This is a genomic window from Cupriavidus sp. GW823-FHT07B10 (assembly GCF_058794355.1).
The window spans coordinates 24,635-44,764 of the sequence record NZ_JBXAGS010000010.1 but is presented as its reverse complement, the minus strand read 5'-3'; the positions used below and the strand labels follow the sequence as shown (position 1 = coordinate 44,764).

Annotated in this window: 19 protein-coding genes; 9 read left to right on the top strand and 10 right to left on the bottom strand. The window is 66.0% G+C overall.

The window, feature by feature from the left end; all coding sequences use genetic code 11:
* Positions 1–14 precede the first annotated feature (14 nt).
* The 4 genes from AC1Q6V_RS20700 to AC1Q6V_RS20685 form a co-directional block, all read right to left on the bottom strand.
* Positions 15–2,030 carry an acetyl/propionyl/methylcrotonyl-CoA carboxylase subunit alpha gene (locus AC1Q6V_RS20700; protein ID WP_492297440.1) on the bottom strand — a complete coding sequence of 672 codons (2,016 nt, stop codon included), beginning with the start codon at positions 2,028–2,030 and terminating at the stop codon, positions 15–17.
* 18 nt (positions 2,031–2,048) lie between these two features.
* Complete coding sequence (locus tag AC1Q6V_RS20695) at positions 2,049–3,656, bottom strand: carboxyl transferase domain-containing protein (RefSeq protein ID WP_492350771.1); 1,608 nt, start codon at positions 3,654–3,656, stop codon at positions 2,049–2,051.
* Between the two features lie 64 nt (positions 3,657–3,720).
* On the bottom strand, positions 3,721–4,902 hold the full coding sequence (locus AC1Q6V_RS20690; RefSeq protein WP_492350770.1) for an isovaleryl-CoA dehydrogenase: 1,182 nt from the start codon (positions 4,900–4,902) through the stop codon (positions 3,721–3,723).
* A 71-nt stretch (positions 4,903–4,973) separates the two neighbouring features.
* Positions 4,974–6,698, bottom strand: coding sequence for an AMP-binding protein (locus AC1Q6V_RS20685; RefSeq protein WP_454750963.1), 1,725 nt, complete (start codon positions 6,696–6,698; stop codon positions 4,974–4,976).
* A gap of 48 nt (positions 6,699–6,746) precedes the next feature.
* On the opposite strand from AC1Q6V_RS20685, the gene AC1Q6V_RS20680 reads away from it, so the two are divergent.
* Together AC1Q6V_RS20680 and AC1Q6V_RS20675 are read left to right on the top strand one after the other, a co-directional pair.
* The gene (locus AC1Q6V_RS20680; protein WP_454750962.1) at positions 6,747–6,914 is read left to right on the top strand and encodes a hypothetical protein; all 168 of its coding nucleotides are present in this window, start codon (positions 6,747–6,749) and stop codon (positions 6,912–6,914) included.
* Positions 6,915–6,988: 74 nt separating this feature from the next.
* Positions 6,989–7,684: a TetR/AcrR family transcriptional regulator gene (locus tag AC1Q6V_RS20675; protein ID WP_010811729.1), complete on the top strand. Its 696-nt coding sequence runs from the start codon at positions 6,989–6,991 to the stop codon at positions 7,682–7,684.
* Between the two features lie 133 nt (positions 7,685–7,817).
* Here AC1Q6V_RS20675 and AC1Q6V_RS20670 read toward each other — a convergent pair whose 3' ends face one another.
* The 5 genes from AC1Q6V_RS20670 to AC1Q6V_RS20650 form a co-directional block, all read right to left on the bottom strand.
* Positions 7,818–8,672: a 3-oxoadipate:acetyl-CoA acetyltransferase gene (locus tag AC1Q6V_RS20670; RefSeq protein ID WP_010811730.1), complete on the bottom strand. Its 855-nt coding sequence runs from the start codon at positions 8,670–8,672 to the stop codon at positions 7,818–7,820.
* Between the two features lie 26 nt (positions 8,673–8,698).
* Entirely contained in the window at positions 8,699–9,481 is a 783-nt protein-coding gene (pcaD, locus tag AC1Q6V_RS20665; protein WP_011615432.1) for a 3-oxoadipate enol-lactonase, read from the bottom strand.
* Positions 9,482–9,494: 13 nt separating this feature from the next.
* Positions 9,495–9,773, bottom strand: coding sequence for a muconolactone Delta-isomerase (gene catC, locus AC1Q6V_RS20660; RefSeq protein WP_010811732.1), 279 nt, complete (start codon positions 9,771–9,773; stop codon positions 9,495–9,497).
* A gap of 45 nt (positions 9,774–9,818) precedes the next feature.
* Positions 9,819–10,964 (bottom strand): muconate/chloromuconate family cycloisomerase, encoded by a 1,146-nt coding sequence (locus AC1Q6V_RS20655; RefSeq protein ID WP_454750961.1) that lies wholly within the window; start codon positions 10,962–10,964, stop codon positions 9,819–9,821.
* Positions 10,965–11,077: 113 nt separating this feature from the next.
* On the bottom strand, positions 11,078–11,995 hold the full coding sequence (locus tag AC1Q6V_RS20650; RefSeq protein WP_010811734.1) for a LysR family transcriptional regulator: 918 nt from the start codon (positions 11,993–11,995) through the stop codon (positions 11,078–11,080).
* Between the two features lie 146 nt (positions 11,996–12,141).
* On the opposite strand from AC1Q6V_RS20650, the gene catA reads away from it, so the two are divergent.
* The 6 genes from catA to AC1Q6V_RS20620 all read left to right on the top strand — a co-directional run bounded on the left by catA (position 12,142) and on the right by AC1Q6V_RS20620 (position 17,764).
* The gene (gene catA / locus AC1Q6V_RS20645) at positions 12,142–13,065 is read left to right on the top strand and encodes a catechol 1,2-dioxygenase (protein WP_454750960.1); all 924 of its coding nucleotides are present in this window, start codon (positions 12,142–12,144) and stop codon (positions 13,063–13,065) included.
* Positions 13,066–13,169: 104 nt separating this feature from the next.
* Positions 13,170–14,603 carry a benzoate 1,2-dioxygenase large subunit gene (gene benA, locus AC1Q6V_RS20640; protein WP_010811736.1) on the top strand — a complete coding sequence of 478 codons (1,434 nt, stop codon included), beginning with the start codon at positions 13,170–13,172 and terminating at the stop codon, positions 14,601–14,603.
* Positions 14,600–15,115, top strand: coding sequence for a benzoate 1,2-dioxygenase small subunit (gene benB / locus AC1Q6V_RS20635; RefSeq protein ID WP_439667935.1), 516 nt, complete (start codon positions 14,600–14,602; stop codon positions 15,113–15,115). The genes benA and benB overlap by 4 nt, the downstream gene beginning before the upstream one ends.
* A 21-nt stretch (positions 15,116–15,136) precedes the next feature.
* Positions 15,137–16,156, top strand: a complete 1,020-nt coding sequence (gene benC, locus AC1Q6V_RS20630) for a benzoate 1,2-dioxygenase electron transfer component BenC (RefSeq protein WP_439670584.1) — start codon at positions 15,137–15,139, stop codon at positions 16,154–16,156.
* Positions 16,157–16,173: 17 nt separating this feature from the next.
* The gene (locus AC1Q6V_RS20625; protein ID WP_010811738.1) at positions 16,174–16,959 is read left to right on the top strand and encodes a 1,6-dihydroxycyclohexa-2,4-diene-1-carboxylate dehydrogenase; all 786 of its coding nucleotides are present in this window, start codon (positions 16,174–16,176) and stop codon (positions 16,957–16,959) included.
* Between the two features lie 109 nt (positions 16,960–17,068).
* Positions 17,069–17,764 carry an alpha/beta hydrolase gene (locus tag AC1Q6V_RS20620; protein ID WP_454750959.1) on the top strand — a complete coding sequence of 232 codons (696 nt, stop codon included), beginning with the start codon at positions 17,069–17,071 and terminating at the stop codon, positions 17,762–17,764.
* Positions 17,765–17,835: 71 nt separating this feature from the next.
* Here the strand turns inward: AC1Q6V_RS20620 and AC1Q6V_RS20615 are convergent, their stop codons facing one another.
* Positions 17,836–19,227 (bottom strand): aminotransferase-like domain-containing protein, encoded by a 1,392-nt coding sequence (locus AC1Q6V_RS20615; protein WP_011615425.1) that lies wholly within the window; start codon positions 19,225–19,227, stop codon positions 17,836–17,838.
* A 414-nt stretch (positions 19,228–19,641) separates the two neighbouring features.
* Here AC1Q6V_RS20615 and AC1Q6V_RS20610 point away from each other — a divergent pair, with 414 nt between their 5' ends.
* Positions 19,642–20,124: an MSMEG_0572/Sll0783 family nitrogen starvation response protein gene (locus tag AC1Q6V_RS20610; protein WP_010811741.1), complete on the top strand. Its 483-nt coding sequence runs from the start codon at positions 19,642–19,644 to the stop codon at positions 20,122–20,124.
* Positions 20,125–20,130: the final 6 nt, after the last annotated feature.

Genomic DNA, 20,130 nt, shown 5'->3' with positions numbered 1-20,130 from the left:
ACCTCCCCACGATATCAGGCTTCAAACGCCAGGAGCTGCGACCCTTCAGCCACTTGCTCGCCAACCCCATAGAGCACTTCACTGACGACACCATCCACCGGTGCGCTGATGGTGTGCTCCATCTTCATGGCCTCCATCACCAGCAGCGGGGCCCCGCGCGTCACGATGCTGCCCGCCTCGACCATCACGGCAATGACCTTGCCGGGCATCGGCGCGGTCAGCTTGCCGTCTTCGCTTTCAGCCTCGCCAGCGTGCGCCAGTGGATCGAGCCAGGTCAGGCTTACGTGACCACCGGCATGGAAGGCATGAAACACCTCGCCGTCGGCATGCACTTGGCCGTGCGCGTGGCGCGTACCGAGGTCGACGCGGATCTCATCTCCCTGGCAGTTGCAGGCGAAGGACACAACCTGGTTCGCGTAGATCAGCGTGCTGCCGCGTGCATCGGTATTCAGCGTCACCTCCAGCACCTGCTCGCCATAGCCGAAGCGCAGCGTGCGCGACACGCCGCCGTTCAGCCGCCACGCGCCGCCATGGGTCCACGGCGAATGCTGGTCGGCGGCGTCGACGCGGCGCTCGCGCGTCTCGCGGTCGAGCAGCGCCGCCACCGCCAGCGCAATGACTTCCAGGCCGACCGGGGCGGCGGGCGGGAACAGCGTGGCTTCGTTGCGCTCGATCAGGCCGGTATCGAGATCGGCGGTGCGGAACGCCTGCGACGACACCAGCCGTTGCAGGAAGGCCACGTTGGTCGACAGCCCCACCACGTGATACGACGCCAGCGCCTGGCGCATGCGCGCCAGCGCCTCGTCGCGGTCCTTGCCCCAGACGATCAGCTTGGCGATCATCGGGTCGTAGAAGGGGCTGATGGTGTCGCCTTCGCGCACGCCGGCGTCGATGCGGATGCCGGCCGGGCCATGCACATCACCACCGCGCATGAACTGCACCGCCGGCGGCGTGCGCAGGTAGCGCAGCGTGCCGGTGGACGGCAGGAACTGTTTGTCGGGGTTCTCGGCGTAGATGCGTGCTTCCAGCGCATGGCCGTCGATGCGCAGCTGCTCCTGCGTGAGCGGCAGCGCTTCGCCGGCGGCGACGCGCAGCTGCCATTCGACCAGGTCCTGCCCGGTGATCATCTCGGTAACGGGGTGCTCCACCTGCAGGCGCGTGTTCATCTCCATGAAGTAGAACGAGCCGTCCTGGTTGGCGATGAACTCGACCGTGCCGGCGCCGACATAGCCCACCGCCTTGGCCGCGGCCACCGCCGCTTCGCCCATGGCGCGGCGACGCGCCTCGGTCATGCCCGGCGCGGGGGCTTCTTCCAGCACCTTCTGGTGGCGGCGCTGCACCGAGCAGTCGCGCTCGAACAGGTAGACGCAGTTGCCGTGGGTATCGGCAAACACCTGGATCTCGATATGGCGGGGGCGCGTCAGGTACTTCTCCACCAGTACCTTGTCATCGCCAAAGCTGGCGCTGGCCTCGCGCTTGACCGAGGCCAGCGCGGCCTCGAAGGCGTCGCCCGACTCGACCACGCGCATGCCCTTGCCGCCGCCGCCTGCGCTGGCCTTGAGCAGCACCGGGTAGCCGATGCGGTCGGCCTCGCGGCGCAGCAGCGCCGGACCCTGGTCCTCGCCGTGGTAGCCGGGCACCAGCGGCACCGCGGCCTTCTCCATCAATTGCTTGGCCGCGCTCTTGCTGCCCATCGCGTGGATGGCGGACGCCGGCGGGCCGATGAAGACCAGCCCCGCCGCGGCGCAGGCCTCGGCAAAGGCCTCGTTCTCGGACAGGAAGCCGTAGCCGGGGTGGATGGCCTGGGCGCCGGCCTCCTTCGCCATCTCGATGATGTGGTCCGCGCGCAGGTAGCTGTCGCGCGCGGCCGCGCCGCCGATATGCACGGCCTCGTCGCAGAAGGCGACGTGGCGCGCGTCGGCGTCGGCATCCGAGTACACCGCGACGGTGCGGATGCCGAGCCGGCGGCAGGTGGCGGCCACGCGGCAGGCGATTTCCCCGCGGTTGGCGATCAGGATCTTGTTGAACATCGGTCTTCCTTGTCGTGATTACATGCGGAACACGCCGAACTTCATGTCCTCGATCGGCGCATTCAGGCTCGCGGACAGTCCCAGGCCCAGCACGGTGCGGGTCTGCGCGGGATCGATCACGCCGTCGTCCCACAGGCGCGCACTGGCGTAGTACGGATGGCCCTGGTGCTCGTACTGGTCGCGGATCGGCTGCTTGAACGCCTCTTCCTCTTGCGCGCTCCACTTGCCGCCCTTGCCCTCGATGCCGTCGCGGCGCACCGTGGCCAGCACGCTGGCGGCCTGCTCGCCGCCCATCACCGAGATGCGCGCGTTCGGCCACATCCACAGGAAGCGCGGCGAATAGGCGCGCCCGCACATGCCGTAGTTGCCGGCGCCGAACGAGCCGCCGATGATCACCGTGAATTTGGGTACCTGCGCGGTGGCCACCGCGGTCACCATCTTGGCGCCGTTGCGCGCGATGCCTTCGTTCTCGTACTTGCGCCCGACCATGAAGCCAGTGATGTTCTGCAGGAACACCAGCGGGATCTTGCGCTGGCAGCACAGCTCGATGAAGTGCGCGCCCTTCAGTGCGGACTCGGAGAACAGGATGCCGTTGTTGGCGACGATGCCGACGGGGTAGCCCCAGATGCGCGCGAAGCCGCACACCAGCGTGGTGCCGTAGCGCGCCTTGAACTCGTCGAACTCGGAGCCGTCGACCAGGCGCGCGATCACCTCGCGCACGTCGTAGGGCTTGCGCGTGTCGGTCGGGATCACGCCGTACAGTTCTTGCACCGGGTAGAGCGGTTCGACCGGCTCGTGCAGGCGGATCTGGTCCGGCTTGCGGCGGTTCAGGTGCTGCACGATATTGCGCGCCAGGCTCAGCGCATGATGGTCGTTCTGCGCAAAGTAGTCGGCCACGCCCGACAGGCGCGTATGCACGTCGGCGCCGCCCAGGTCTTCGGCGCTGACCTCCTCGCCGGTGGCGGCCTTCACCAGCGGCGGGCCGCCCAGGAAGATGGTGCCCTGGTTCTTGACGATGATGGACTCGTCGCTCATCGCCGGCACGTAGGCGCCGCCGGCGGTGCACGAGCCCATCACCACCGCGATCTGCGGGATGCCCTGCTTGGACAGGTTGGCCTGGTTGTAGAAGATGCGGCCGAAGTGGTCGCGGTCGGGGAACACGTCGTCCTGGTTGGGCAGGTTGGCGCCGCCGGAATCGACCAGGTAGATGCAGGGCAGGTTGTTCTGCTCGGCGATCTCCTGCGCGCGCACATGCTTCTTGACCGTCATCGGGTAGTAGGTGCCGCCCTTGACGGTGGCGTCATTGCAGACGATCACGCACTCCTGCCCGGCCACGCGGCCGATGCCGGTGATGATGCCGGCGCCAGGCGCGGCATCGTCGTACATTTCGTACGCAGCAAGCTGCGACAGCTCCAGGAACGGGGTGCCCGGATCCAGCAGTTGCTGCACGCGGTCGCGCGGCAGCAGCTTGCCGCGCGACAGGTGCTTGTCGCGCGCGTCCTTGCCGCCGCCTTCGGCGAGCTTCGCGATCCTGGCCTCCAGGTCGGCTACCAGGGCCTGCATGGCTTCGGCGTTGGCCTTGAAGGACTCGGAGCGGGCGTTCAGTTTGGTTTCGATGATTGGCATATCGTGCTTCTGGGTGTGCCGCGAGATGGTGCTGTCGGTCGGCAGATGGCGAAGGTAGGCGCGCTTACATGGTTTCCGCGAACAGCTCGCGGCCGATCAGCATGCGGCGGATCTCCGAGGTGCCGGCGCCGATCTCGTACAGCTTGGCATCGCGCCACAGGCGGCCGGCCGGGTATTCGTTGATATAGCCGTTGCCGCCCAGGATCTGCACGGTCTCGCCCGCCATCCAGGTGGCCTTCTCGGCGGTGTACAGGATCACCGCGGCGCAGTCCTTGCGCACCTGGCGCACGTGGCCGCTGCCCAGCGCGTCCAGGTTCTTGCCGACCGTATACAGATAGCTGCGCGCGGCCTGCAGCGTGGTGTACATATCGGCCACCTTGCCCTGGATCAGCTGGAATTCGCCGATGCTCTGGCCGAACTGCTTGCGGTCGTGGATATACGGCGTGACCACGTCCATGCACGCCTGCATGATCCCGACCGGGCCGCCGGACAGCACCGCGCGCTCGTAGTCCAGCCCGCTCATCAGCACCTTGGCGCCGCCGTTCTCGGCGCCAAGGATGTTCTCGACCGGCACTTCCACGTCCTGGAATACCAGTTCGCCGGTGTGCGAGCCGCGCATGCCCAGCTTGTCCAGCTTCTGCGCCACCGAGAAGCCCTTCATGCCCTTTTCGACGATAAAGGCAGTCATGCCGCGCGCGCCCAGCTCAGGCTCGGTCTTGGCATAGACCACCAGCACGTCGCAGTCCGGGCCGTTGGTGATCCACATCTTGGTGCCGTTGAGCACGTAGCGGTCGCCCTTGAACTCGGCGCGCAGCTTCATGCTGACCACGTCGGAGCCGGCATTGGGCTCGCTCATGGCCAGCGCGCCGATCCATTCGCCCGAGACCAGCTTGGGCAGGTACTTCGCCTTCTGCGCCGGCGTGCCGTTGCGGTGGATCTGGTTCACGCACAGGTTGGAATGCGCGCCGTACGACAGGCCGACCGACGCCGAGGCGCGGCTGATTTCTTCCATCGCGATCATGTGCGCCAGGTAGCCCATGTTGGCACCGCCGTATTCCTCGGCCACGGTGATGCCCAGCACGCCCAGGTCGCCCATCTTCTTCCAGGCGTCCATCGGGAACTGGTCGGTGCGGTCAATCTCGGCGGCGCGCGGGGCCAGTTCGGCCTGAGCCCAGGCGCGCACGGAATCGCGCAGCATTTCGATGTCTTCGCCGAGGTCGAACTTGAGGCCGGGGAGGGTGTTCATAGCGGTGTTGTCTCTGGTGTTGTCTGTGGGAGCGGGGGGATTGGCTGGCGCCGTGCACCGGCGCCAGCGCGTCAGGCCATCCTGGATTCGCTGAGTTTCAGGTCCTGCGTCATGCGCTCGCGCATCACGAATTTCTGTACCTTGCCGGTGATGGTCATGGGCATCTCGTCGACAAAGCGGATGTAGCGCGGGATCTTGTAGTGCGCGATCTGGTCGCGGCAGAAATCGCGGATCTCGTCCTCCGTGGCGCTCGCGCCGGGCTTGAGCACGATCCACGCGCAGACCTCCTCGCCGTACTTCTGGTCGGGAACGCCGAACACCTGGACCGCCTGGACCTTCGGATGGCGGAACAGGAACTCCTCGATCTCGCGCGGGTAGATGTTCTCGCCGCCACGAATCAGCATGTCCTTCACGCGGCCGACGATATTGCAGTAGCCTTCCGCGTCGATGGTGGCGAGGTCGCCGGTGTGCATCCAGCCGTCGCGAATGGCTTCGGCGGTACGCGCCTCGTCATCCCAGTAGCCCAGCATCACCGAATAGCCGCGGGTACACAGCTCGCCGGTTTCTCCTACGGGAACCGTGGCACCTGTCGCATCCACGATCCTGACTTCGAGGTGCGGCTGGATGCGGCCCACCGTGGTCGTGCGCTTGTCCAGCGGATCGGTGGTGCTGCTCTGGAAGGAGACCGGGCTAGTTTCCGTCATGCCGTAGGCAATCGTCACCTCGGACATATGCATCTGCGACACCACGCGCTTCATGGTTTCGATCGGGCAGGGTGACCCCGCCATGATGCCGGTGCGCAGGGAAGAGAAGTCGTAGCTCGCGAAGTTCGGGTGATCGAGCTGGGCAATGAACATGGTCGGCACGCCATGCAATGCCGTGCAGCGTTCTTCGCTGACTGCCTGCATGGTGGCTTCCGGCTCGAAGGCCTGGCCGGGGAACACCATTGCCGCGCCGGAGGACACGCAGGCCAGCACCGCCAGGACCATGCCGAAGCAGTGATAGAAGGGCACCGGGATGCAGAGCTTGTCCTGCTCGGAGAAACGCATCGCCATGGCAATGAAGCGTGCGTTGTTGACGATATTGCGATGGGTCAGCGTGGCGCCCTTGGGCGCACCGGTAGTGCCGCTGGTGAACTGCACGTTGATCGGGTCATGGCGGTCCAGCTGTGCCGTGATGGCATCCAGCGTCGACCGAGCCACGCCTGTGCCGCGCGCAATCACGTCGGCATAGCGGAGCATCCCGGGTGTATGGTCGTCGCCCATGCGGATGACGCAGCGCAGTGCCGGCAGCCGCGCCGCCTGCAGTTCGCCCGGCGCGCAGGTGGCCAGTTCGGGGGCGAGTACCTGGAGCATCTCCAGGTACCGTGAGGTCTTGAAGGCTTCCGCCGCGACGATCGCCTTGACGCCCACCTTGTTCAGCGCGTACTCCAGCTCGGACAGGCGGTAGGCGGGATTGATGTTCACCAGCACCAGCCCCAGCCGCGCCGTGGCGAACTGGGTGACCAGCCACTCGACCCGGTTGGGGGACCAGATGCCGACTCGGTCGCCTCTGGCCAGCCCCAGCGTGTGCAGGCCTGCCGCCAGTGCGTCCACGGCATCGGAGAATTCGCGCCAGTTCCAGCGCACCCCTTGCTCGCGAAAGGCAACGGCTTTCCGCTCGGGATAGCGAGCCACCGTTTGCGCCAGCAACTCCGGCACGGTCTGTTCCGACAGCGGAATGGTGGTGTCCCCTCTCACATGCGAAAGCCCGCCAATCGGCAGGATGGTGGGAGAGGACTCGGCCTGCATCGTCATACTTGTCTCCAAAGCCCGGTTGTGGTTCGTCACGTTGGATATTTGTGAGTGTTACTCAATAAACAGCGTATCGATGGATTCTGGGGTGGCGTCTCCGGGTTTTCCCGAATATTTGCGGCGCGGTTGCTTATTTTTGGCTATTCCTTCGAGGCTCGCCTGACACCCGTTGGTGCGATGATCGAAAAATACATCGTGCCAATCGAAATGGCAACCTAAAATTGAGTAAAGCTCAAGTCAGGGCTGAGCCGGCCCTATAATCTCGCCTTCGGGCAAGCAAGGACTCAATCAAGATGGAAGACGTCACATCGCCCCGCCGTGTGCCGGCGGGCGCCAAGGCGGAACAACGCATCCGGGACATCCTGCGCGTCAGCCGCGAGGTATTCGCCGAGCTCGGCTATGAGCGGACCACGACCACCGAGATCGCCCAGCGCCTGGGCATCTCCGAGGGCACGGTGTTCACCTACTTCCATGGCAAGCGCGAGCTATGCGCACGCGTGATCGAGGACTGGTATGACGAGATCATCAGCACCGTGGAACAAGGCATGCCGCACGGGCAAAGCACAAAGGTGCAGCTGGAGTTCTATGTCAGGACACACCTGAGGTTGTTCCTGATCCAGGGGACGGGCTTGTGTGCGCTGGTGTTGTCGGAGGGGCGTGCAAAAGGGCCGGGGTTGGGAGAGGTGTTCGTACCGCTGCAGCGCCGCTATACGGCACCGTTGATGGACTTGCTGGCGCGGGCGCGGGACAACGGCGAGATCCGGGATGACCTGCCGTTGAGCCTGCTGCGCTCGGCAATCCTCGGCCCGATGGAGCACATCCTGTGGGACGCGATCGCCCGGCAGCGGCAAGTGGATATCGAGAAGACGGCCAGGGATATGGTGGCGTTGTTGTGGCCCGCCTTGCTGCCTGTAGACGTCGAGGTGGAGAAATTGCGCGCATTCTATGGAGAAGTCGGCGCAGCATTGAGAAGGGCGGGCAACGGTTGACGTGCGGCGCGCCTTGAAGCGCCGGTCCACTAATCCACTGATCTAGTTCTTGCGAGGGACCCTTGCCGGATTCATGCGCCGCCATACGCGATCGCCTGCTGGCGGCCCTGCACGTCTTCGAATAGGCCTTAATCTACCAGGGCGAACGCCCGTCGATTTCCATTGATGGCAGCCCCAGCAGCGCGCGCGCCTGGGCCACTGTCGCCACGGGGCGCCCATATTCCTCGCACAAGGCCGCTACCTGGCTGACCAGCGCGGCGTTGGAGGGCGCCAGTGTCTGCTTGTCAAGCCGCACATTGTCTTCCAGGCCGGTGCGGCAATGGCCGCCCAGTTCGAGCGACCAGCGCGCCATCGTCAGCTGGTCCCGGCCGATGCCAGCGCCGGTCCAGGTCGCATCGGGTGCCAGGCGCCGCAAGGTGTGCACGTAGAAGGCAAGCACCTCGCGATCGACCGGCATCGCATTCTTGATCCCCATCACGAACTGGATATGCAGTGCGCCGTCGATCTTGCCGGCCTGTTGCATGGCCACCGCCTGGAAGATCATCGACAGGTCGAAGGCCTCTATCTCGGGCTTGATGGCGTAGGCCTTCATTTCCGCGGCGAGCCAGTCCACCAGGTCTGGCGGATTGTCATAGACGCGAGTGGGGAAATTGACCGAGCCGGTGGCAAGCGACGCCATGTCCGGGCGCAGCGACAGCATCCCCCCTCGCTCCCTTCCCGCGCCTGAGCGGCCGCCGGTGGAGACCTGCGTGATGATGCCCGGCGCATGCTTGCGGATGCCCTCCAGCACGCGGGCAAAGCGGTCGGGCTCGGAGGAGGGCGTCTCGTCGTCATTGCGCACGTGCAGGTGGACGAGCGTGGCGCCCGCCTCGAAGGCGGCCTGGGTGGATTCGACCTGCTCGCTGACAGTGATCGGCACGGCAGGGTTGTCACGCTTGCGCGGCAGCGAGCCGGTGATGGCGACGGAGATGATGCAGGGCTGGGTCATGTCGGCTCCGGTAAGGATGTATGGCATCACGCCTGTGACAGGAAGTGGATCACCGCGTGCGAAAACGCCTCGGGCAACTCCCAGTTGGACAAATGCGCGGCGTTGAGCGCGAGGTATTCGGCGCCGGCAATGCCTTGCGCCAGCTCGCGGCCCTGTTCCGGCGTGGTGGCGGCATCCTGCACGCCCGCGATCACCAGCACGCGCGAGCGGATGCCTGGCAGCAGGCCGCGCAGGTCGGCGTCGCGCACGGCGGCGCAGTTGGCGATATAGCCATCGGCATCCGTGGATGCGAGCATGGCGAGCACGGGCGCGATGTGCGCCGGATCGCCGGCCAGCGCCGCCGGCGTGAACCAGCGGGCCAGCACGCCCCCGGCGATTGCCGCCATGCCCTCGTTGCTGACGCGCTCGATGCGCGTGTTCCAGCCGGACGCCGGGCCGATCAGCGCCGCGGTATTGGCCAGCACGAAGCGGCCGAAGCGTTCGGGATGGTGGCGTGCCAGCCAGATGCCGGTCATGCCGCCCATCGACAGGCCGCAGAAGTGGGCGTGCTCGACACCGGCATGGTCCATCACCGCCAGCACGTCGGCCCCGAGCTCGGCCATGCCGAACGGCGCTGCCGGCACGCCGGAGGCGCCATGGCCGCGCGTGTCGTAGCGCAGCACGCGGAAGCGCTCCAGCAGCGCCGGCATCTGCGGGTCCCACATCGACAGGGTGGTGCCCAGCGAGTTGGACAGGGCCAGCACCGGCGCGCCGGCCGGACCGTTAAGTTCATAGTGAAGGCGAAGCCCGTCGCGGGTGGCAAAGCGCATGACGTGGGCTCCCTCAGCGGATCGATGAAGGATGCGGCGCCAGCGGCGTGACGGCGATCTTCATGTACGGGAACAGCGGCAGCCCCGACAGCAGCGTGTGCAGCGCCTCGTTGGACTCGACGTCGAACACGCTGTAGTTGGCATACTCGCCCACCACGCGATAGAGCTGCTGCCACTTGCCCTGGCGCTGCAGGTCCTGCGCATAGGCTTTCTCGCGCGCCTTGATGTCCTCCGCCTGCGCGGCGGGCATGTCGTGCGGCAGGCTTACGTCCATTCGTACCAGATACAGCATTGGTGTCTCCTCGCTTCGATTCTGATGGGGTCTGATGGCAGGGAATCAGGCGCGGTCGCGCCGGTAGTGGGCGAGCTTGTCCTCGTCCAGCGCCATGCCCAGGCCGGGGCCCTGCGGCAGGTGCAACGCGAAGTCGCGGTAGACGGGGCGCTCGGCCACGATGTCGTCCTTCAGCAGCAGCGGGCCGAACAGTTCGGTGCCCCACGCCAGTTGCGGCAGGGTCGCAAAGCCGTGGGCGGCGGCAATGGTGCCGATGCTGCCTTCGAGCATGGTGCCGCCATACAGCGCGATGCCGGCCGCATCGCCCACCGCGGCCGTGCGCAGCATGCCGAAGATGCCGCCCGACTTGGCGATCTTCAGGGCGAACACGTCGGCGCCGCCGATGCGGGCCAGTTCCATCGCGTCCTCGGGCCCGCACACCGCTTCGTCGGCCATGATGGGCACCACGAAACGCGCCGCCAGGCGCGCCAGCGCGGCGCGTTGCTCGCGTGGCGTGGGCTGCTCGATCAGGTCGATGCCGGCGGTCTCCAGCATGGCAATGCCGGTGGCGGCATCCGCTTCGTTCCAGGCCTGGTTGACGTCCACCGTGACACGCGCGCGCTCGCCCAGCGCGCGCTTGATCGCGGAAACGTGTGCGACGTCCTCGCGCACGCTGCGCCGGCCGATCTTGAGCTTGAAGGTATCGTGGCGGCGCTCGGCGAGCAGGCGCACGGCCTCGTCGATGTCCCGCGCGGTGTCGCCGCTGGCGAGCGTCCACAGCACCGGCAGGGTGTCGCGCACGGCGCCGCCCAGCAGTGTCGCCAGCGGCACGCCGAGACGCTTGCCCTGCGCGTCCAGCAGTGCGGTCTCGAGCGCCGACTTGGCGAAGCGGTTACCGCGTGCGACCTTGCCGAGGCGCGCCATGGCGCCATGCACATTGGCCGCATCCTGGCCCAGCAGCGCCGGTGCAAGGTAGCTGTCGATGGTCAGCTTGATGCCCTCGGGGCTCTCGTCGCCGTAGGAAAGTCCACCGATGGTGGTCGCCTCGCCGAGGCCTTCGATGCCGTCGGCACAGCGCAGGCGGACGATCACCAGCGTCTGCCGCTGCATGGTCGCCATGGCGAGCTGGTGCGGCCGGATGGTCGGAAGATCGACCAGGATGGCCTCGATGGACTCGATGGCCGTGATGCTTTGCTGCGTCGCCACTTTCATACCTTCCTGATGCAGTTGAACGTTGCACCGGAGTATGGAGGGCTATTTTTGGGGTGTCCAAGACCGTTGGCGTCTGATTTCATACCTACAGAGTATGAACCGCCCGTTGCGCCCTATTCCTTCGGCGGCGGCAGGTAGGCCATGCCCTCATCCTCGTAGAGCTGGTAGATCATGTCCCGCAGCGAGCGCAGGTCGGCCGACTCGTCCAGCATGCGCGTGCTCATGATAATGGGCGACACCAGCTTGGGATCGTCCAGTTCCTTGTAGGTCACGTCGCCCCGCTTGAGCCCGTAGACGCTGCTCGGGACCACCGAGATGCCTTCGCCCATCGCCACCAGCCCGAGCGCGATCTGCAGCTCGCGCACCTCGTGCAGGCGGCGCGGCTTCAGGGCGCGGTCGTGGAAGGCGGCCAGCACCTGGTCGGCAAAGCTCGGGCGCGGCGCCTTGGGGAAGATGATGAGCGGCTCGCCGACCAGGTCGTGCAGCGCGAGCTCGGGCTTGGCGTCAGCCAGCGGATGGCCGACCGGCAGCGCCACGATCATGCGCTCCTCACGCAGCACCACGCGCCGCACCGACGGGTCTTCGTGGCGAATGCGCCCGAAGCCCACATCGATGCGCCCCTCCTTGAGCGCCTTGATCTGGTCCATGGTCGACATCTCGTGCAGGCTCAGTTCGAGATCGGCGTGCATCTGCCGGAAGCGCCGGATGATCCGCGGCAGCATCCCATACAACGTGGAGCCGACAAAGCCGACCGACATCTTGTGCTCGATCTTGCCGACCCGCTTGGTCATCGCCTGCAGTTCCGCGGTCTGGGCCAGCAGTTGCAGCGCGTGGGTATAGAAGAAGCGCCCGGTGTCGGTCAGTTTCAGCGGGCGCGAGTGGCGCTCGAACAGTTGCACACCCAGGTCGTCCTCCAGTTGCTGGATCTGGCGCGACAGCGGCGGCTGTGCGATATGCAGCCGCTCGGCCGCCCGGGTGAAGTTGCGTTCCTCTGCCACCGCCACGAAGTAACGCAGGTGCCGCAATTCCAAGACTATACCTCCTGAGTATCGATGGGATACTAAATCAGTGTTGGACTGCCAAAACTGCCGTTGACTATGCTCCATCCGTGCCCGGAAGACAAGCTCGATACCTGCAAAGCATGAACCGGGACCCAACCACAACTATGGAGACCCCCATGACTCACTCGGAAATCGACGCCCTGGTCCACAGCTTTATCGTCGCCACCGGCACGCAAGGCACCCCCGACCCGCGCGTGCAGCAGGTGGTAGTCCGCCTGACCGCGGACCTGTTCAAGGCGATCGAGGACCTCGACCTGAGCGCCAGCGATGTCTGGAAGGGCATCGAGTACTTCGCCGAGGCGGGCGCCACCCAGGAGTTGGGCCTGCTCGCCGCCGGCCTGGGGCTGGAGCGATTCCTCGACGTCCGCGCCGACGAGGCCGAAGCCCGCGCCGGCCTGACCGGCGGCACGCCGCGCACCATCGAAGGCCCGCTCTACGTGGCCGGCGCCCCGGAAAGCACCGGCTTTGCCCGGCTCGATGATGGTAGCGACGACGGCAAGGGCGAGGTCCTGTTCATGCACGGCACGGTGTACGGCGCCGACGGCAAGCCGCTGCCCGGCGCCAGGGTCGAGGTGTGGCATGCCAACCTGATGGGCAACTACTCGTTCTTCGACAAGACCCAGTCGCACTTCAACCTGCGCCGCACCATCGTCACCGATGCAAACGGCCGCTACCAGTTCCGCAGCAACGTGCCCAACGGCTACGGCTGCCCGCCGCAAGGCACCACCCAGCGCCTGCTGGACCAGCTTGCGCGCCACGGCCGGCGCCCGGCCCACATCCACTTCTTCGTGTCGGCGGACGGCCACCGCAAGCTGACCACGCAGATCAACATCGACGGCGACGAATACCTGTGGGACGACTTCGCCTTCGCCAGCCGCGAGGGGCTGGTGCCGGCGGTGACCCGCGTCACCGAAGCCGCCGCGCTCGACAAACACGGCGTGGACAAGCCGTTCGCCTCGATCGACTTCGATTTCCGGCTGCTGCCGGAGCAGGCCGGCGCCCCCGCCGCCGAGGTGGAGCGCCAGCGCGCCGCCGCCTGATTTTCCGCAATGCCGCCCGCCGCGCGGGCCGGCAGATCCAGTCCGGGCGGCAGCGCCATGCGCAGCGCCGCCCCGGCGACAAGACATCGGCAGGAGACAACTCCATGATCCCCATCTATCCGGAGGGCAAGGCCCCCGTTCGCCCCGGCGCAAAGCGCCTCGACCTGGATACCTTCCTGGTGGAAGACAAGGCAAGCGGCGACTACCGGCTGCACCGCGCGGCCTTCACTGACGAAGAGCTGTTCGAACTCGAGATGAAGCACATCTTCGAGGGCAACTGGATCTACCTGGCGCACGAAAGCCAGATCCCGAACAACAACGACTACTACACCACCCATATCGGCCGCCAGCCGGTGGTGATCGCGCGCAATCGCCAGGGCGAACTGAACGCCTTCATCAACGCGTGCAGCCACCGCGGCGCCATGCTGTGCCGCCACAAGCGCGGCAACAAAGCCACCTACACCTGCCCGTTCCACGGCTGGACCTTCAACAACAGCGGCAAGCTGCTGAAGGTGAAGGATCCCGAGAACGCCGGCTACCCTGACTGCTTCAACAAGGAAGGCTCGCACGACCTGAAGAAGGTGGCGCGCTTCGAGAACTACCGCGGCTTCCTGTTCGGCAGCCTGAACGCTGACGTGCCGCCGCTGAAGGATTTCCTGGGTGAAGCGGCGCGCGTCATCGACATGATCGTCGACCAGTCGGCCGACGGGCTCGAGGTGCTGCGCGGCTCGTCCACCTACACGTTCGAGGGCAACTGGAAGCTGCAGGCCGAGAACGGCGCCGATGGCTACCACGTGTCGGCGGTGCACTGGAACTACGCCGCAACCACCAGCCAGCGCAAGCAGAAGAACGCGCAGGAAGACAAGATCCGCGCCATGGACGCCGGCAAGTGGGGCCAGCAGGGCGGCGGCTTCTACGCCTTCGAGCATGGCCACATGCTGCTGTGGACGCGCTGGGCCAACCCGGAGGACCGCCCCAACTTCAGCCGCCGCGAGGAATTCGCCGAGCGTTGCGGCGCCGAGACCGCGGACTGGATGATCCAGAACTCTCGCAACCTGTGCCTTTATCCCAACGTCTACCTGATGGACCAGTTCGGCTCGCAGATCCGCCTGCTGCGTCCGCTGGCCGTCGACAAGACCGAGGTCACCATCTACTGCATCGCGCCGAAGGGAGAATCCGACGAGGCGCGCGCGCGCCGCATCCGCCAGTACGAGGACTTCTTCAACGTCAGCGGCATGGCCACCCCCGACGACCTCGAGGAGTTCCGCGCTTGCCAGCAGGGCTACGCCGGGCAGGCACTGGCCTGGAACGACATGTGCCGCGGCGCGAAGCACTGGATCGACGGTGCCGACGAGGCCGCGCAGCGCATCGGACTCAAGCCCGTGATGAGCGGGGTGCGCACCGAGGACGAGGGCCTCTACACGGTGCAGCACCGCTACTGGCTGGACGTGATGAAGAAGGCCGTGGCAGAGCAATCCGCCGAAGCCGCGAATGAAGCCACCGACACCACCGACGCCGCCGCAGGGAGCGCAGCATGAGCACCGCCGACATCACCCTCGACCAACCGGTCGACCTGGCCGCCATCCAGTCCTTCCTGTACCGCGAGGCACGGCTGCTGGATGACGAAGAGTGGGACGCATGGCTTGCGTGCTACCACCCCGACGCAAAGTTCTGGATGCCCTGCTGGGATGACGACGGCAAGCTGATCACCGACCCGCAGCGCGAGATCTCGCTGATCTATTACCCGACCCGCCAGGGCCTGGAGGATCGCGTGTTCCGCATCAAGACCGAGCGCTCCAGCGCCACCATTCCGGACACGCGCACCAGCCACAACCTGAGCAACGTGGAAGTGCTCGGGGTGGCGGGCGACACCTGCACCGTGCGTTTCAACTGGCACACGCTGAGCCATCGCTACCAGACCACCTACAGCTACTTCGGCATGTCGCGCTACACGCTCGACCTCTCCGGCGCGCAGCCGCGCATCCTGGACAAGTATGTCGTGCTCAAGAACGACTACATCAACCAGGTCATCGACATCTATCACATCTGATCCAGGCTGGAGGAACGCGCCATGGAACACACCATCGCCCTGCAATTCGAGGACGGCGTCACCAGGTTCATCACCTGCGGCGAGAACGAGACCCTGTCCGATGCCGCCTACCGGCAGCAGATCAATATCCCGCTGGACTGCCGTGATGGCGCCTGCGGCACCTGCCGCGGGCTGTGCGAGTCGGGCAGCTATGACCTGCCCGAATCCAGCTATATCGAAGATGCGCTGACCGCGGAGGAAGCTGGCCGGGGCTACGTGCTGGCCTGCCAGACGCGCCCGCGTTCGGACTGCGTGATTCGCGTGCCCGCCTCGTCGGCCGCGTGCAAGACCGGCGTCACCACCTACCAGGGGACGCTGGCCGAGCTGGAACAGCTCTCCGATTCGACCATCGGCTTTTCCATCGACCTGGACGAGGCCGCCGGCCTGGACTTCCTGCCCGGCCAGTATGTCAATGTCGAGATCCCGGGCACCGGGCAGACGCGCTCCTATTCCTTCAGCTCCGCGCCCGGCAGCGCGCGCACCGGCTTCGTGGTGCGCAACGTGCCGGAAGGCCGGATGAGCACCTGGCTGACCAGCCAGGCCAAGTCCGGCGAGCGCGTGGCGTTCTCGGGTCCGTACGGCAGCTTCTACCTGCGCGCGGTGACACGGCCGGTGCTGTTCCTGGCCGGCGGCACCGGCATCGCCCCGTTCCTGTCGATGCTCGATGTGCTGGCCGCCAGTGGCTGTGCGCAGCCGGTGCGCATGGTCTACGGGGTCACCAACGACATCGACCTGGTGGCGCTGTCACGCATCGATACGGCCCAGGGTGCCTTGGCCGGCTTCGAATACCGTACCTGCGTCGCCGACGCTGCCAGTAACCACCCACGCAAGGGCTATGTCACAGCCCATGTGGAGCCGGAATGGCTCAACGGCGGCGATGTCGACATCTACCTGTGTGGCCCCGTGGCGATGGTGGAGGCCGTGCGCGGCTGGCTGCAGCAGAGCGGCATCACGCCCGCCGGCTTCTACTATGAGAAGTTCTCGGCCAGCAACGCGGCATGAGCGAGGAGCACGACAACATGAGAACTGCTACACGCTTTGCCGGCAAAGCCATGATCGTGACCGGAGCCGCGCAAGGCATCGGCCGCGGCGTCGCACAGGCCGCCGCCGCCGAGGGCGCCTCGGTGGTGCTGGTCGACCGATCGGCGCTGGTCGATGAAGTCGCGGCGCAGATCGTTGCTGCGGGCGGGCAGGCCATCGCAGTGCACGCCGACCTGGAGCGCTATGCCGGCGCCACGCAGATGGCGCAGGCGGCCGAAGCAGCCTTCGGCCGCATCGACATCCTCGTCAACAACGTGGGCGGCACGATCTGGGCCAAGCCCTTCCAGGCCTATGAGGAGGACCAGATCGAAGCCGAGATCCGGCGCTCGCTGTTCCCCACGCTGTGGTGCTGCCGCGCGGTGCTGCCCGGCATGGTCGCGCGCCGGCAGGGCGTCATCGTCAACGTGTCGTCGATTGCCACGCGCAGCATCCACCGCGTGCCCTACGCGGCGGCCAAGGGCGGCGTCAACGCACTGACGGCCAGCCTCGCCTTCGAGCATGCGCACGAAGGCGTGCGCGTCAACGCCGTGGCCACCGGCGGCACCGAGGCGCCGCCGCGCAGGATTCCGCGCAACATGGCAGCGCAGAGCGAGCAGGAGGCCATCTGGTACCAGGCCATTGTCGACCAGACCAGGGCCTCGAGCCTGATGCACCGCTATGGCACGATCGACGAGCAGGTCCATGCCATCCTGTTTCTCGCCTCGGACGAGGCTTCGTACATTACCGGCACGGTCTTGCCAGTTGGCGGCGGGGATCAGGGCTGATGAGCCAGCGTCTGGGTGGAATCGATTGGAGCGCAGTCCGACCGCCGAGGGACTGCAGCGTGTTGCATTGTTCGGCTTACAGCCTTCATTGGCAGATAGGAGTCAGATCATGACCAAGCCCTCGATCATTCTGGCGCACGGTTTCTGGGGAGGTGCCGCGCATTGGGGAAAAGTCATCGTTGAACTGGCGCGAAAGGGGTATACGAACGTCCGCGCCGTTGAAATGCCGCTGACATCGCTTGCTGACGATGTCGAGCGTACCCGCAAGATGATTGCCCAGCAGAAGGGGCCGGTCCTCCTGGTGGGGCATTCGTACGGTGGTGCGGTGATTACCCAGGCGGGTGACCAGCCCAATGTGGTGGGGCTTGTGTATATCGCGGCGTTTGCGCCAGATGCGGGGGAGAGCCCCGGTGGCATTACGCATCAGCATCTTCCGGTTGCGGCGCCCAATCTCGAACCCGACAGCGACGGCTACTTGTGGCTCAAATCCGATAAGTTCCATGAGAGCTTCTGCCAGGATCTTTCGCCCGACGACGCGCTGGTGATGGCGGTGACGCAGAAGGCGCCGCTTGCAAGCACCTTCGGCGACGTCATCACGACGCCGGCCTGGAAAAAGAAGCCGTCCTGGTACCAGATTTCCAGCGAAGACAGAATGATCGCCCCCGAAAACCAACTGAAGATGTCGGCCCGGCTCAATCCCCGGAAGGTCGTGACTCTGGCGGCAAGCCATGCTTCGCTGGCTTCGAAGCCAGCCGAGGTTGCAGCGTTGATCGACGAAGCCGCGACGGAGTCGGTCAGGGGATAGCGCCCTGAACGCCCCGCCGGACCAGTGCGCCGAACAGCGGAAAGCTGCACGGTCAAGGGGGAGCCCCCCGGCTACAGCATCGCTGAATGCAAGTGATGCGGATTATCGAGCGTTTCCGCGATGATCCGCAGCGACTCCTCGATCTCATCGCGCTCGCCCGGGCCGCCCAGGCAGACACGGATCGCATCGGGTGGGTTGCCGTCGGTCGAGAAGGCGGCGGCCGATACCGCGCCGATGCCGCGCGAGCGCAAGTGCAGCGCCAGTTCCGACGGGCTCCACGCTGAAGCCGCCGGGATCGGCAGCCACAGGTGAAAGCCCTCCGGGTCCGCGTCATAGGCCAGGCCCTCGAGCACATGGCGCGCAATCAACTGCCGCGCCGCGCTTTCGGCGCGGATGGCCTTGAGCATGTCGTCCACCGTTCCGTCCTTGATCCAGGATGTAGCGAGCAATGTGTTGATGGGGCTCGCCATCACCGTCGTTGCCCGCAGGGTGCCAGCCAGGCGCTGCGCCTGCCGGGCGGTGGGGGCGTGCAGGAACGCTATGCGCAGCCCGGCGCCCAGGCATTTGGACAGGCCGGTGACGTAATACGTGAGTTCCGGGGCGAGCGCGGCAAACGTCTGTGGTGCCCGCAGCGGCAGCATGCCGTAGGCATCATCCTCGATGATCGGCACGCTGTAGCGCAGCGCGACTTCGGCGAGCTGCTCGCGGCGTGCCTGCGGCATGGTGCGCGTGCTCGGGTTCTGGATGGTCGGATTGCAATAGAGCGCCGCCGGCTTCTGTGTCTTGCACATGGCTTCGAAGGCGTGGGCGAACGGGCCATCCTCGTCGCCGGGCAGCGCCTGTAGCTGGATATTGAGCTGCGCGGCGATGGCCTTGATGCCGGGGTAGGCCAGCGCGTCGGCACAGATGGTCTGCGCCGGCCGTGCGAGCTGCGACAGCAGTGCAACCAGCGCGCTGTGGATGCCGGGCGTGACCAGCACGGTGTCCGCGCTGCATGCCGGCACCCAGCGGCGCAGCCATTTCGCAGCAACCGAGCGATCGGCCGGGGTTCCGCCGAAGTCCTGGTAGCGCAGCAGCGTGTAGGGATCGGCAGCCTCCAGCAGTTGCGCCATGGCGGAACGAAGCCGCGCTGTCATCGCGGGCGGCTCCGGCGGCATGTTCATGGACATCTCCGCACCCGTGCCGCCGCGCAGCGGCATCGCGGGCGCACGTCCGCGCACGTAGGTGCCACTTCCTGTCTTGGTGTCGATCAATCCCCGCTTCCTCGCTTCACTGTAGCCGCGCGCCACGGTGGTGTAGTTCAGTTGCAGCGCTTCGGCCAGGTCGCGCAGCGGCGGCAGCCGGTCGCGCGCGCGCAACTGGCCGTCGGCCAGTGCCTCCTCGATCAGGTCCGGAATCAGTAAATAGGCCGGCTTGGCACTGCCGGCGATACGTTTTACCCAATGGCTGGTCAGGTTGGACACCGTGGTCTCCCGCTGCGCGATGCGATGGCATTCAGTGCCCTGAGGGTAGCACCCGAATGATCGCTTACCAAGCCGCATAAGCGATTGCATCAGAAGTTCTCAATGATGGTGCGATATCAGCGCGGATGCACCACGCGTGCGCACCAGGCGGCTGGTTCCCGTTCAAAAATGTGCATTGTGGCGAAGCCGTCATGGCGTGCGCTGTGCGCCTTTGGTGGCATCCATGGCCAAAGCCGTTGCGATCATTGGGCCGATCATTTGGTCGGCTTCGGCTTGATTGGAGATTGATCGCATGACTGCGGGCATTGCGTGGCACATCGGTTGCGGATGTTGGCGTGTTCGGCCTGGCGCCGAACGGTCGATCGGCAAGGGATCGGTCGGCCGCACTGCCCCATCAACGCAACGGAGAGAAGCATGCCTGCTGTCAGCAAACCGGCCCACAAGAAGGGCGATTTCCTGGTCGACTATGAAGAGAAGGTATTCGAGGACGTAAAGGCCGAAGCCGGCGAGAAGGCGCTGGTGACCTTCCACACCGTCGCCTTCGAAGGCTCGATCGGCTTCGTCAACATGCTGCAGGCCACGCGCCTGCTGCGCAAGGGCTTCGAGACCTCGATCCTGCTGTACGGCCCCGGCGTGAACCTTGGCGTTCAGCGCGGCTTCCCGACGCTTGGCGACGAGGCATTCCCCGGGCATATGAACTTCAACAAGCAGCTCACCAAGTTCATGGACGAGGGCGGCAAGGTCTACGCCTGCCGCTTCGCCCTGCAGGCCCTGTACGGCCACGGCGAGGCCTCGCTGATCGAGGGCATCCGCCCGATCAATCCGCTCGATGTGCTCGACCTTAAGCTGCTGCACCGCAAGGAGAACGCGCTGATCATCGATACCTGGACGGTCTGAGCAAAA